This window comes from Novosphingobium sp. MD-1, assembly GCF_001014975.1.
In the GTDB taxonomy this organism is placed as follows: domain Bacteria; phylum Pseudomonadota; class Alphaproteobacteria; order Sphingomonadales; family Sphingomonadaceae; genus Novosphingobium.
In genome coordinates this window covers 465,411-478,011 of record NZ_BBXA01000030.1, presented here as the reverse complement: position 1 = coordinate 478,011, position 12,601 = coordinate 465,411, and the positions used below count along the sequence as shown (strand labels likewise).

At 64.4% G+C, this 12,601-nt stretch carries 12 protein-coding genes; 8 read left to right on the top strand and 4 right to left on the bottom strand.

Annotated features, from left to right (window positions below):
* Positions 1 to 3: 3 nt before the first annotated feature.
* The gene (locus NMD1_RS15270; protein ID WP_233497690.1) at positions 4 to 786 is read right to left on the bottom strand and encodes a hypothetical protein; all 783 of its coding nucleotides are present in this window, start codon (positions 784 to 786) and stop codon (positions 4 to 6) included.
* Between the two features lie 255 nt (positions 787 to 1,041).
* On the opposite strand from NMD1_RS15270, the gene NMD1_RS15265 reads away from it, so the two are divergent.
* On the top strand, positions 1,042 to 1,884 hold the full coding sequence (locus NMD1_RS15265) for a MoxR family ATPase (RefSeq protein ID WP_124807604.1): 843 nt from the start codon (positions 1,042 to 1,044) through the stop codon (positions 1,882 to 1,884).
* A 1-nt stretch (position 1,885) separates the two neighbouring features.
* Positions 1,886 to 2,959: a hypothetical protein gene (locus tag NMD1_RS15260; RefSeq protein ID WP_124807605.1), complete on the top strand. Its 1,074-nt coding sequence runs from the start codon at positions 1,886 to 1,888 to the stop codon at positions 2,957 to 2,959.
* A 20-nt stretch (positions 2,960 to 2,979) separates the two neighbouring features.
* On the opposite strand, the gene NMD1_RS15255 is transcribed toward NMD1_RS15260, so the two are convergent.
* Positions 2,980 to 3,723, bottom strand: coding sequence for a glutathione S-transferase family protein (locus NMD1_RS15255; protein ID WP_125955373.1), 744 nt, complete (start codon positions 3,721 to 3,723; stop codon positions 2,980 to 2,982).
* Between the two features lie 88 nt (positions 3,724 to 3,811).
* Here NMD1_RS15255 and NMD1_RS15250 point away from each other — a divergent pair, with 88 nt between their 5' ends.
* Positions 3,812 to 4,258, top strand: a complete 447-nt coding sequence (locus tag NMD1_RS15250; RefSeq protein ID WP_233497688.1) for a GFA family protein — start codon at positions 3,812 to 3,814, stop codon at positions 4,256 to 4,258.
* A gap of 4 nt (positions 4,259 to 4,262) precedes the next feature.
* Positions 4,263 to 5,444: a VWA domain-containing protein gene (locus tag NMD1_RS15245; protein WP_125955372.1), complete on the top strand. Its 1,182-nt coding sequence runs from the start codon at positions 4,263 to 4,265 to the stop codon at positions 5,442 to 5,444.
* Between the two features lie 38 nt (positions 5,445 to 5,482).
* Here NMD1_RS15245 and NMD1_RS15240 read toward each other — a convergent pair whose 3' ends face one another.
* On the bottom strand, positions 5,483 to 6,685 hold the full coding sequence (locus NMD1_RS15240) for an exo-beta-N-acetylmuramidase NamZ domain-containing protein (RefSeq protein ID WP_124807610.1): 1,203 nt from the start codon (positions 6,683 to 6,685) through the stop codon (positions 5,483 to 5,485).
* Positions 6,682 to 7,230, bottom strand: coding sequence for a DOMON-like domain-containing protein (locus tag NMD1_RS15235; protein WP_125955371.1), 549 nt, complete (start codon positions 7,228 to 7,230; stop codon positions 6,682 to 6,684). Before NMD1_RS15235 ends, NMD1_RS15240 begins: the two co-directional genes overlap by 4 nt.
* Positions 7,231 to 7,269: 39 nt before the next feature.
* On the opposite strand from NMD1_RS15235, the gene tyrS reads away from it, so the two are divergent.
* From tyrS to NMD1_RS15215, 4 genes are all read left to right on the top strand, one after another.
* Complete coding sequence (gene tyrS / locus NMD1_RS15230; protein WP_124807612.1) at positions 7,270 to 8,499, top strand: tyrosine--tRNA ligase; 1,230 nt, start codon at positions 7,270 to 7,272, stop codon at positions 8,497 to 8,499.
* Positions 8,500 to 8,613: 114 nt separating this feature from the next.
* Positions 8,614 to 8,952, top strand: a complete 339-nt coding sequence (locus NMD1_RS15225; protein ID WP_124807613.1) for a PilZ domain-containing protein — start codon at positions 8,614 to 8,616, stop codon at positions 8,950 to 8,952.
* Between the two features lie 241 nt (positions 8,953 to 9,193).
* Positions 9,194 to 11,206, top strand: coding sequence for a TonB-dependent receptor (locus NMD1_RS15220; RefSeq protein WP_233497686.1), 2,013 nt, complete (start codon positions 9,194 to 9,196; stop codon positions 11,204 to 11,206).
* A gap of 56 nt (positions 11,207 to 11,262) precedes the next feature.
* Positions 11,263 to 12,600 (top strand): MFS transporter, encoded by a 1,338-nt coding sequence (locus NMD1_RS15215; protein ID WP_125955370.1) that lies wholly within the window; start codon positions 11,263 to 11,265, stop codon positions 12,598 to 12,600.
* Position 12,601 lies beyond the last annotated feature (1 nt).

Genomic DNA, 12,601 nt, shown 5'->3' with positions numbered 1-12,601 from the left:
CGATCAGCCGCCGTCGGACGGCCCCTCACCCGCCGCATCATCGCGCTTCGCCGGCTTGAAATCGAAGCGGATGCGCACCCAGGCGCCGATCATCGGCTTGCCGTCCACGCGCGGCGGCCGGACCAGGAATTGCCAGGAGGCCTGCCGCAGGGCGCGGGCGATGCCCGAGCCACGCGGGGATTCGTCGAGTTCGCGGCAATCCTCGACGTGGTATTTCTCGATCGTGCGGCAAGCGATCATGCCCCACTGGCCGGGCGGGCGCCCCTGCGGCATGTAGCCCGCGATCTCCGCATCGCGCGGTTCGCGATACCATTCGGCGGCGTAGAGGCGGGCGCCGTTGGGTCCATCGCCCTGCCCGCCGGCCGATCCCCCCGCCGAGCCCGACGCGCTGCCGCTGCTGCCCGCATCCCCGCGCCGGGCCATCTTGCCGATATCCGCCGCGGCCAGGTCCGCCCGGCTCATGTGGATGAAACCGGGCGGCCAATCGACCTTGTTTTCCGACGGCACCGGCACGTGCGGCGGCATCACCGGCCTTGGCGTCTGCGCTGCCTGCTGCGTCCGTTCGCTGGCCTTGATCTCGCGCGTGGCCTTGCGGGCGCCCGCCGAACTCGCTTCCGCTTCCTTGGACAGATTGACCGCGACCAGTTGCCCGCCGCCTTCGGGGCCATTCCCGGTGAAGGCCCCCATCCGGATCATGATGAAGAACAGCAGCGCGACGGTGGCCGCCGAAAGCAGGAACGCAGGCCCCCTGCTACGCCGCGACGCGCCATATCGACCGGAAGGCAAGGACGCGGGCTCCGCTGTCATCGCGGCGTGGCTACAGCCCGGCGCGGGCCAGCGCAATCGCCCGGCATCATGAAATATCATTCATGCGGAAATACTTGGACGCGCCCCGAAACAATCGGCCGAAACAATCGGCCAAAACAATCGCTTGAAATTCGCCGTGAACACCGTTTCAAAACCCGCCGTTGCGGCTCTTGTCACACGGCGCGCCGCCGCCTATCCCTTAACCAAGCGATTAAAAAAGACAGGATGGAAGGCATGCGTTTTCAAGGCACCAGCAACTATGTCGCCACCGATGATCTGAAGGTGGCGGTCAACGCCGCCGTGCTGCTGCGGCGCCCGCTGCTGGTCAAAGGCGAACCGGGCACCGGCAAGACGGTGCTGGCCCACGAAATCGCCAAGGCGGTGGGCGCGCCCCTGATCGAATGGAACATCAAGTCCACCACCAAGGCGCAGCAAGGCCTTTACGAATACGATGCCGTTGCCCGCTTGCGCGACGGCCAGCTCGGCGACGAGCGCGTGCATGACATTCGCAACTACATCAAGAAGGGCAAGCTGTGGGAGGCGTTCACCAGCCCCACGCTGCCCGTGCTGCTGATCGACGAGATCGACAAGGCCGACATCGAGTTCCCGAACGATCTGCTGCAGGAACTCGACCGCATGAGCTTCGACGTCTACGAGACGCAGGAGCGCATCGCGGCCCAGGAACGCCCGATCGTGGTCATCACCTCGAACAACGAGAAGGAACTGCCCGACGCCTTCCTGCGCCGCTGCTTCTTCCACTACATCAAGTTCCCCGACCGCGACACGATGCAGGCGATCATCGACGTCCACTTCCCCGGCATCCAGAAGACGCTGGTGAGCAAGGCGATGGAAGTGTTCTACGAAGTGCGCGAAGTGCCCGGCCTGAAGAAGAAGCCCAGCACGTCGGAACTGCTCGACTGGCTGAAGCTGCTGCTCAACGAGGACATGCCGCTCGACGTGCTGCAGAACCGCGATCCCACCAAGGCGATCCCTCCGCTACACGGCGCCCTGCTCAAGAACGAGCAGGACATCATGCTGTTCGAACGGCTGGCCTTCATGGCGCGCCGGGGGAACTGAGTTGATCGGGCGCGCGCTTATTGCCGCCACGCTTTGCTGCACCAGCTTTTCCGCATCGGCGCAGAATGCCGGCAATTCAATCCATCCCATCGTCGCGGACGTTTCAGCGCCATGGACTCACGTCCAGACAGGGACCACGCTGCCGCCGAAAATCGAAGGTTTTGACAGGACGGAAATCGCTCAGAACGGATCGAGAGAAATCGATCTCTGGGCGACATACAAGGACCCGAACAGCAAAACGACGGCGACGGTCTATGTTTTCCGAGCCTCCGTTCCCGTCGTTCCCATCTGGTTCGACAGGATAGTCGACACGATGCACTCACCGGAATCGTCCCAGCGTCTTGGCGGTAAATTGAGCCCCGAGCCGATCACAACGGCGTTCACGTCCCCGGGGGAAAGCAGCGATAGTGCCCTTCGCACTGTGTACGCCATGGACGGAGGGCCTTTAAAAAGCACCGGGGCGGCAGTTATTCCCCATGATCAATGGCTTATTACAATGCGGATTTCGTCGGCGACGTTGGACAAGAACGCGCTGGACGCCACGCTTGCGCGCTTTATCGGGAACATCCCGACAGGAAACCACGCCCAAGCGCCAAGGCCTGCCAAACCCGTTGTCGCCTGCACCGACACTCTTCCTGCCAAGCCCGCAAAACGTGCAAAGCCTGATCCCGCCAGTTCGCTAATGACAGGACTTCTGGGTGCGATCGCCAAGAGTGAGCCGGAACAAGCAGACGACAACGCTGGTCAGCCACTGTTCGCCCCGGGAGCCGACTATTGCCGCTACCCGGTGTCCAATGCTTACTACGGCGTGTACCGGCGCACGGACCTGGACGGTTCCTACGTCATTGCCCTTGATGATGCCGGAATCACCATACAGGTGGCGCCATCTCTCGCGGCCCTGATGGACAAGCGCAAACCGCAATTCGATCTCCAGGTGTCTACCCTTGAGGACGACTACAGCTTTGTTCCCTTCCTTTCCCTGCCCACCCCCGAGCAGGCGATACAAGCGATCAGAAGCGACCAGCCCATTTCAAGCTCGGACCGTTCCGGCAATCTCACGCTCATGAAGCCGTGACATACCAATCGGCGCGGCAATCACGTTTTCGGCGGCCCGAGCCGTTCCATCGGCACTTCCGCGAACATGCGCTGAACCGCCGGGCGCTGGTTGATCTGCTCGATCCAGCGGACCATGTGCGGCGTGTCGCTGGTGTTGACCAGTTCGGCAAATCCCTTCTGCATGCCGTTGGCGATGGCGAAGTTGCAGATGTCCGCCAGCGTGTACATGCCCCCCGCCAGCCATTCGTTGTCGGCCAGATGATCGTCCAGCCGCCGCACCGAAACAGCGATCTTGCGCATTTCCTCGTCGAGCAGGTCCTGCGGGAAGCCTTCGCGCGCGCGGCGCCATTTGACCTGTTGTTCGGGGACCGGAATCTTCTTCAGATGTTCCTCGAACTCGGCATCGGACAGGCGCTGCGCCATATGGCTGACGCCGCGATGCCAGCCGATCGTGGACACGCACCAGCAGAAGTATTCGTCCACCCACTTGGTCCAGACGCGCATCTCCGCCTTGCCGAAGCTGTCGGCGGGCCGCAGCGCGACCTCGGTCGGATATGCGTCTTCCAGATATTCGCAGATCACCGTGGATTCGGTGACGATCCGGCCCTCGTCCACCAGCGCCGGCACCTGCCCGCGCGGGTTGATCGCCTTGAACCAGTCCGAATGGTGCTCGAACGTAGCCGGGTTCAGACGGTGGCCTTCGAACGGCAGGCCCTTTTCGTAAAGCGTCAGCAGGGGCTTGAGCGAATTGGCGCCAGGGCCGAAACTGTAGAGCTTGAGCATGGGTGCGGTTGTCCTCTCCTTATCGACGCACCCTACAAATTGTATGTAACACTAACAATACCCGGTACACAAAAAGCCGGATGGAGAAATGACCATGAGCTACACCGGACGGTGCGCCTGCGGCGCGGTCACGCTCGAAATCGCCGGAGAACCGGTGGCCACACGCCAGTGCTGGTGCCGCCAGTGCCAGCGGCTTGCCGCCGGCGGCCCCACGCACAACGCCATCTTCAAGGGCGATGACGTGACCGTATCGGGCACGCTCGCCTCGTCCGCCTGGCAGGCGGCCAGCGGCAACACGCTGACCTTCTCGTTCTGCCCGTCCTGCGGCACGCAGGTCTATGGGCAAAGCTCGGCGCGGATGCACCTGAAGACGGTGCGCTTCGGCGCGCTCGACGAGCCGCACGGCCTGCGCCCGGACATGGTGATCTGGACGGACGACGCCCCCGACTGGGCGCAGATCGATCCCGCGCTGGAGCAATGGCCGCAGCAACCGCCGGCTCCGGCCGCCGCCCCCAATCCTCCCACCAAGGCCTGACACCATGTTCTTCAACTTTGTCGACGAACTGCGCGCGGCCGGGATTCCGGCCAGCTTCAAGGAGCACCTCGTGCTGCTGGAAGCGCTGGAAAAGGACGTGATCGAGCAGACGCCCGAAGCGTTCTACTACCTTTCTCGCGCCACGTTCGTGAAGGACGAGGGTCTGCTCGACCGGTTCGACCAGGTCTTCAACAAGGTCTTCAAGGGGCTGCTGACCGATTATGGCCAGCGCCCGGTCGACATTCCCGAAGACTGGCTGAAGGCCGTGGCCGAGAAGTTCCTCTCGCCCGAGGAGATGGAGAAGATCAAATCCCTCGGTTCGTGGGAAGATATCATGGACACGCTGAAGAAGCGGCTGGAGGAACAGGAGAAACGCCACCAGGGCGGCAACAAGTGGATCGGCACCGGCGGCACCAGCCCCTTCGGCAATTCGGGCTACAACCCCGAAGGCGTGCGCATCGGCGGCGAATCCAAGCACAAGCGCGCGCTGAAGGTCTGGGAAAAGCGCGAGTTCCAGAATCTGGACAGCACCCGGGAGCTGGGCACGCGCAACATCAAGGTGGCGTTGCGCCGGCTGCGCCGCTTCGCGCGCGAGGGCAATGCCGACGAACTGGACCTCGAGGGCACGATCGAAGGCACCGCCAAGCAGGGCTGGCTCGACATCCGCATGCGCCCGGAAAAGCGCAATGCGGTGAAGCTGCTGCTGTTCCTGGACGTGGGCGGATCGATGGACCCGTTCATCAAGCTGGTAGAGGAACTGTTCAGCGCGGCCACCGCCGAGTTCAAGAACATGGAGTTCTTCTATTTCCACAACTGCCTGTACGAAGGGGTGTGGAAGGACAACAAGCGCCGGTGGTCGGAACGGACGCAGACCTGGGATATCCTCCACAAGTACGGCCACGACTACAAGGTGATCTTCGTCGGCGACGCGGCGATGAGCCCCTACGAGATCAGCCACCCCGGCGGATCGGTCGAGCACTTCAACGAGGAAGCCGGCGCGGTGTGGATGCACCGCATGGCGCAGACCTATCCGGCAACGGTGTGGCTGAACCCCGTGCCCGAAAAGCAGTGGAACTATTCGCAATCCACCAAGATGCTGCGTGATCTGGTGGGCGGCTCGATGTTTGCGCTGACACTGGCGGGGCTGGACGACGCGATGCGCGAACTGACGCGCAAAAAGCATTGAGGCGGGACCCTAAGCGCGGCGCTTGGGGTCAGTCGCCATCAATACAGGAAATAGTGGCGGCGTTCCTCGATCCACCGGGTTTCGTCGGGCGATGCCAGATCGTCGAGGTCACCCGGGCGCGAGCGGGGATCGTCCACCCATTCGCGCAGCGAAGGCCCGCCGTTGATCACGTCGATCGCCAGCTTGTCATAGACGTACTCGTACGGAAATTCGCGCCAGAGCGGGTATTCCGGCTGTAGCCGGCGGATGGCCTTGAACGCCAACGCCTGCAACCGCCAGGGGCGGAAGCGATAGTGATGATAGAAGCCTCTTTCGGCGTGGATCATCAAGCCATTGCACAACGTCTTTTCATGCTTGTGGAACGTCGGCTCGAACCAGCATTCGCGCAAGGCGCAGCCTTCCAGCCATTCGGGCGCCAGCCGCTCCATTTCCGACAGCACCGCGCGGGCGTTGAGATCGGGCGCGCCGAACAGCACTTCGAGCGGGCGGGTCGTGCCGCGCCCTTCCGACAGCGTGGTGCCTTCGAGCATCACCGTGCCGGCATAGGCGCGCGCCATGTTGAGATTGGGCGCATTCGGGCTGGGGTTCACCCACACGCGGCTGTCCGGCCAGCCAAAGCCGGGCGCGGCCTCGTGCTGCCAGCCTTCCATCTTGATCACGCGGTATTCGACATCCAGCCGGAACTCGTCGATGAACCAGCGCCCCATCTCGCCCAGCGTCAGCCCGTGCCGCATCGGCATGGCCCCGGCGCCGACGAAGCTTTCCCATCCCGGCTGCAGCACCGTTCCTTCAACCGGGCGCCCCACGGGATTGGGCCGGTCCAGCACCCACACTTCCTTGCCCTGCTTCGCCGCCGCGCCCAGCATGTAAAGCAGCGTGGTGACGAAGGTGTAGATGCGGCACCCCAGATCCTGCAGATCGAACAGGAACACGTCGGCGCTGTCCATCATCTCCGGCGTCGGCCGGCGTACTTCGCCATAGAGGCTGAAAACGGGAATGCCGCAATTGGGATCGAGAAAGTCCTCGGTCTCCACCATGTTGTCCTGCTTGTCCCCCTTCAGGCCGTGCTGCGGGCCGAAGGCGGACGTCAGCCGGATGCCGGGGCAGGCCATCAGGGCGTCCAGCGAATGCTCGAGATTCTCGGTCAGGGATGCAGGATGCGCGACAAGGGCGACGCGCTTTCCTTCCAGCGGTGCGCGCAGGTCGGGGTCGGCGAGGAGGCGATCGATACCAAATTTCATGCGGCCCCCGGTGCCGCAACCGACAGCGCGAAGCAAGCGGGATGGTGAAAGTCCGCCTTGCCGGGGGCATGCGCCAGTGCCCAATAGGAGGTCCGCCCCCCGTCCTCGACGATCACGGCGGTAAGCGCGGCCTGCCAGGGGCAAGGTGGCAGGCCCGCCACCGGAATCGCGGCATCGAAGATCATCGTGCGTCCGCCCAAGCGCAGGGTGCAGGAGGGATCGCGCGGCATCGGCCGGGCAACCATGCCGCTGCGATAGCCGGAAAGGTCATAGGCCGCCCACCGTTCGGACGGCGACAGGTTCAGTTCGATATAGGAGTCCTCGCCCGGGGTGCGGAAGAACACCTCGAAGCAGGTAGCCTGCCACAAGCCGTCTGCCCGCCCCTTGCCCGCGAACGGCGGCACGATTACTCGCTCGCTGCCGTCGATCCGCCAGCGCACCTGCAACCAGTTCGCGTCATGCCCGATGATCCGCGCCTCGATCCGGCTGACCGCGACCGGCGGGTGATCGGGGTGCGGCACAAGCTCGAACGTTCCCAAGCGCATTTCTCCGTGCTAGGCGCGCGCTCCTGACAAGAGGCCACCATGACCGCATACAAGTCCACCCTGCTCCGCCTGCTCGACGAGCGTGGCTACATCCACCAGCTTACCGATGCCGCCGCGCTCGATGCGCTGGCGCAGAAGCAGGTCATCCCGGGCTATATCGGCTTCGATCCCACCGCGCCATCGCTGCACGTGGGCAGCATGGTCCAGATCATGTTGCTCCGCCGCTTGCAGCAGGCCGGCCACAAGCCCATCGTGCTGATGGGCGGCGGCACCGGCAAGATCGGCGATCCCAGCTTCAAGGACGAAGCGCGCAAGCTGCTGACGACGGACACGATCGCGGCGAACGTCGCCTCGATCAAGACCGTGTTCGAACGCTTCCTGACCTTCGGCGACGGGCCGAGCGACGCGATCATGGTCGACAACGCGGACTGGCTCGACAAGCTGGAATACATTCCCTTCCTGCGCGAGGTGGGCCAGCATTTCTCGGTCAACCGGATGCTGAGTTTCGATTCGGTGAAGCAGCGGCTGGACCGCGAACAGTCGCTGTCGTTCCTCGAATTCAACTACATGATCCTTCAGGCCTACGATTTCCGCGAACTGTCGCAGCGGCATGCCTGCCGGTTGCAGATGGGCGGATCGGACCAGTGGGGCAACATCGTCAACGGCATCGAACTGACCCGCCGCATGGACGGGGTGGAAGTTTTCGGCGTCACCACGCCACTGCTGACCACGGCCGACGGTTCCAAGATGGGCAAGACGGCGGCGGGGGCCGTGTGGCTGAACGAGGACGCGCTGCCCGCGTGGGACTTCTGGCAATACTGGCGCAACAGCGATGACCGCGATGTCGGCCGGTTCCTGCGCCTGTTCACCGACCTGCCGCTTGACGAGATCGCCCGGCTCGAAGCGCTGGAAGGCAGCGAGATCAACGCCGCCAAGGTGGTCCTCGCCAACGAGATCACCCGGCTGGTCCGTGGCGAGGAAGCGGCCCGCGCCGCCGAAGCCACGGCTGCCGCCACGTTCGCGGGCGGTGGGATCGGCCAGGACCTGCCCACGCTCGCCTGCGCCGATGACGCGATCAGCCTGATCGATGCGCTGGTCGGTATCGGTTTTGCGGTGAGCCGTGGCGAGGCAAAACGCCTTATCGCCGGCGGTGGCGCCCGGATTGACGGCGAATCCGTATCAGACGAAGGCTTCCAGATCGTGCTGGCGGGCCAGGAACGGCGGATTTCCGCGGGAAAGAAGAAGCACGGCATCATCCGCCCGGCCTGATCCCTTTACCGCAAACTTTTGAAGCAGGCGGAAAAAGTCCGAAGCAGGTTTAGGGAATATTTGGCATTTCGCAGCTACAGCATCGGCTCCACTTTCCCACGACGAGGAGGAACGATGCCTGGCGGAGCCCAGCTTTCAGTCACCGACCTGCGCCGTGCCACGCGACAGCCGGTGAATCTGCCGGTCATCGGTGAGCATCGTCGCATGGGCGATGTGATGCTGCACATCGTCAACATCTCGTCCAACGGGTTCATGGCTCAGGGAGTCACGGATCTTGGCCGGGGTGAACGTGTGACCGTGCGTCTGCCGCAGATCGGCCGCATCGAAGCCTTTATCGTGTGGATCAAGGATGATCGCACCGGATTCCAGTTCGAACGCATCATCCGGCCCGAAGATTTCCTGAAAATGATCAAGAGCCTGCAGCCCAACCCGCGTCTGCGCGGCAAAGGCTGATTCCGGGCTGATTCCGGCTCAAGGCGGACAACCGCCCTTGTTGCCACGTTCGTCGATTCAGGGTTGATATATTATATCATTTCATTACGAACGCCCGGAATTCAAACCCCGGGGTGATTCCTTGCAACGTCAATTCCTGTCCTCTTCCGCCCTCGCGCTTCTTCTTGCCGCATCGCCGGCCCTTGCCGCTCCGCTTGCACAGACGCCCCCCGCCCCTCCGGCCGATGGCACGGACGGGCACGTGGACAGCGCCCACCCCACCGGCACGCCCGACGACGCCGGCCACGCGCCGATCGTGGTGACAGGCCGCCTGATCTCCGGTGATCGGGACGTGATCGTTGCGCCGGTCGTGCTGACCGGCGAAGACCTTGCCCGCAATACGCAGCCGCAGATCGGCGCGATGCTCGCCCGGTTGCCCGGCGTTTCCACCAGCGGTTTCGCGCCCGGCGCATCGCGCCCGGTGCTGCGCGGATTCGACGGTCCGCGCGTGCAGGTGCTGACCGATGGCCTGGGCTCGCTCGATGCGTCGTCCGTCTCGGCCGACCACGGCGTCGCGCTGGATACGCTCAACATCGACCGGATCGATGTACTCCACGGGCCGGAAGTGCTGCTCTATGCCGCCGATCCGGCCGGCGGGGCGGTCAACGCGATCGACAAGCGCATTCCGCGCCGCTTGCCCGACAAGCCCGTCGAACTGACCGCGCAGGGGAGCTACGGCACCGCGGCAAACTCGGTCAACGTCGGCGGAGCGATGGACGTTGCCCTGGCGCCGCGCTTCGTCGCGCATCTGGACGCCTCGTACAACCACGCGGATAACCTGCGCATCGGCGGCAACGTGCTTTCGCCGCAGTTGCGCGCCGACACGCTGGCCTCGGCGGCGGAACTGGCAAGCGACGGTGACGCCGAAGGCGCAGCTTCGCTGACCCAGCAGGCGAATGCGCGCGGGCGGCTGGCGAACAGCTTCGCGCGGGGTTCCACGCTGGGCGCCGGCGTTGCGTTCATCGACGCCGGGGGCAGCCTGGGCATCTCCGTCTCGCGCCTGACCAGCGATTATGGCATCCCGCCCCGCCCCGAAGCGGGCAGCGGTGATCCGGTGTCGATCTCGCTGCGCCAGACCCGCTACGACATACGCGGCAGCCTCAATCTGGACGGATTCTTCAACAAGCTCGAATTCCGGGGAGCCTATGGCGATTATACCCATGCCGAGATCGAAGGTGGCGTGGCGGGCACGCGCTTCTTCAACAAGAGCATCGAGACGCGTCTGGAACTGGTGCAGGCGCGGCATGGCGGCTGGCGGGGCGAAACCGGCATCCAGTATGGCAGCCGCGACTTGCGCGTGGTGGGCGACGAACGCCTGATCCCGGACAACCTGACCAACCGCTTTGCCGTGTTCACGCGGCAGCAGCTTTCGGTGGGCACCTTCGACCTCGAGGCCAGCGGCCGCTACGAACACACCTCGGTCAAGGCGCGCCCGAATGGGATCACACGCGATTTCAACCAGCTTGCCGCAGGGCTGGGGCTGGCCTGGCATCCCGTGGAAAGCCTTACCATCAGCCTGTCCGGCAGCCATGGCGAACGCGCGCCAAGCGCCGAGGAACTGTTCATCGACGGCATCCATGATGCCACGCAGTCCTACGAAAGCGGCAATCCGGCCTTTCGCAAGGAACGCAGCAATACCGTGGAGGCGGGCGTGCGCTACCATGCCGATCGCTTTGCGGGCGCGGTCACGGCCTATGCCACCGATTTCAAGGACTTCATCGCCCCTGTTCCCACCGGGGCAGATGTGGAAGGCTTTCCCGTCTATCAGTTCATCCAGGGTGACGCGAAGTTCCGTGGCGTGGAAGCCGAAGGCTCGGTCAAGGCGCTGGACTGGGGCGACCGTTCGGTTTCGCTCGACGGCGGCGTCGACTACGTCCACGCGCAGCTGACCGGCATCGGCCCTGCCCCGCGCATCCCGCCGCTGCGCGTGCGCGGCGGCGCGGAATACAACAGCGACCGGTTCAGCCTGCGTGGCGAGGTGATCCACAACGCCGCGCAAAGCCGCGTGGCCGCCAACGAAAACCCGACATCCGCCTTCACGCTCGTTAACGCCAGCGCCACCTGGCGGCCGATGGGCAAGGATGGCGCGCTTTCGCTGATCCTGTCGGGCGACAACCTGCTCAACGTGGAAGGCCGGCTGGCGACCTCGGAAACGCGCGATTTCGTGCCGATCGCGGGGCGCGACGTACGCGTGACCGTGTCATTGAGAATTTAACCGCTTACGAGATTTGCTTGCTTGGCAAGAGGAAGTCTCGCTGCCATTCCAGCCGCGTGACTTCCTCTCCCGAGACTCCCCGTTCGCCGATCGCCATTCCGGATTACAGGCGCTTCTGGCTGGCGCGCCTGTGTTCGGTCATCGCGACGTCCGGCATGGTCGTGGTGCTGGGCTATCAGCTCTATGACGTGGCGCGCGCGCAATACGGCATGAGCATCGGCCATGCCGCGTTTCAGCTTGGCATTCTCGGCCTCGTCCAGTTCCTGCCGGTGTTTCTGCTGACGCCTGTCGCGGGTGTTCTGGCGGACCGGTTCGATCGGCGCAACGTGGCCGCGCTGGCCAGCCTGATCGACCTGCTGGTCGCTGGTTCGCTCGCACTGACGACGCAATTGGACCTCCTTTCGCTACCCCTGCTGTTCACGCTGGGCGCGCTGCATGGCACCGCGCGCGTGTTCATCGCCCCGGCGATGGCATCGATCGCGCCGAACATCGTTCCGGCCGACCTCATGCCCAAGGCAATCGCGATCAACGCGCTGGCCATGCAGATCGGATCCGTCACCGGCCCCGCGCTGGGCGGCATCCTTTTCTCGCTGGCGCCAACCGCGCCGTACTGGACCTCCGTTGCCCTGCTGCTGATCGGCGCGTTCTCGCTTTTCCGCATCCGCCCGCTGCCCCCGCCGCCAGGCAATCGCGACCGGCACCCGCTGCGCCAGATTCTGGAGGGACTGACCTATGTGTGGAACGAGCGGTTCCTGCTTGGCTGTGTGACGCTTGATCTGTTCGCGGTCCTGCTGGGCGGCGCGACCGCGCTACTTCCAGTGTTCGCCCGCGACATCCTGTTCGTGGACGGCCATCCGGTTGGCGCGGACGGGCTGGGCCTGATGCGCGCCGCGCCGGCCTTCGGCGCCGCCGCCGTCGCGATCCTGCTGTCGAAATACCCGATTCGGCACAACGTGGGCGTGAAGATGCTTTGGGGCGTCGTCGCCTATGGCCTGGCTACCGCCGCGTTCGGCCTGTCGCGCAATTTCTACCTGTCGCTGACCCTGCTTGCCTGCCTTGGCATGGGCGACATGATCTCGGTGTTCATCCGCAACACGCTGGTCCAACTCAACACACCCGATGAAGTGCGCGGCCGCGTTTCGGCGATATCGGGCCTTGCGATCTCCGCGTCCAACGAGCTGGGCGAGATGCAGTCGGGCATTGCCGCCGCGCTGCTCGGGGCCACCGGCGCGGTGGTGTTCGGCGGCGCGGGCGCGATCGCGATCACCGCGCTGTGGGCCGTGCTGTTCCCGGAACTCAAAAACGCGCGGACCTTTGCGCCACAGTATCGTAGATATGAAACTCCCCCTCCGACGGCACAGGCCGAGGCGGACCATGTCAAGGAAGGAACCTGAA

Bases quoted from the DNA above. Each gene is read 5' to 3' on its own strand.
- NMD1_RS15265 (WP_124807604.1), top strand. From the start codon at position 1,042: ATGCGTTTTCAAGGCACCAGCAACTATGTCGCCACCGATGATCTGAAG.
- NMD1_RS15225 (WP_124807613.1), top strand. From the start codon at position 8,614: ATGCCTGGCGGAGCCCAGCTTTCAGTCACCGACCTGCGCCGTGCCACG.
- NMD1_RS15240 (WP_124807610.1), bottom strand. From the start codon at position 6,685: ATGAAATTTGGTATCGATCGCCTCCTCGCCGACCCCGACCTGCGCGCA.
- NMD1_RS15250 (WP_233497688.1), top strand. From the start codon at position 3,812: ATGACCATGAGCTACACCGGACGGTGCGCCTGCGGCGCGGTCACGCTC.
- NMD1_RS15235 (WP_125955371.1), bottom strand. From the start codon at position 7,230: ATGCGCTTGGGAACGTTCGAGCTTGTGCCGCACCCCGATCACCCGCCG.
- tyrS (WP_124807612.1), top strand. From the start codon at position 7,270: ATGACCGCATACAAGTCCACCCTGCTCCGCCTGCTCGACGAGCGTGGC.
- NMD1_RS15245 (WP_125955372.1), top strand. From the start codon at position 4,263: ATGTTCTTCAACTTTGTCGACGAACTGCGCGCGGCCGGGATTCCGGCC.
- NMD1_RS15255 (WP_125955373.1), bottom strand. From the start codon at position 3,723: ATGCTCAAGCTCTACAGTTTCGGCCCTGGCGCCAATTCGCTCAAGCCC.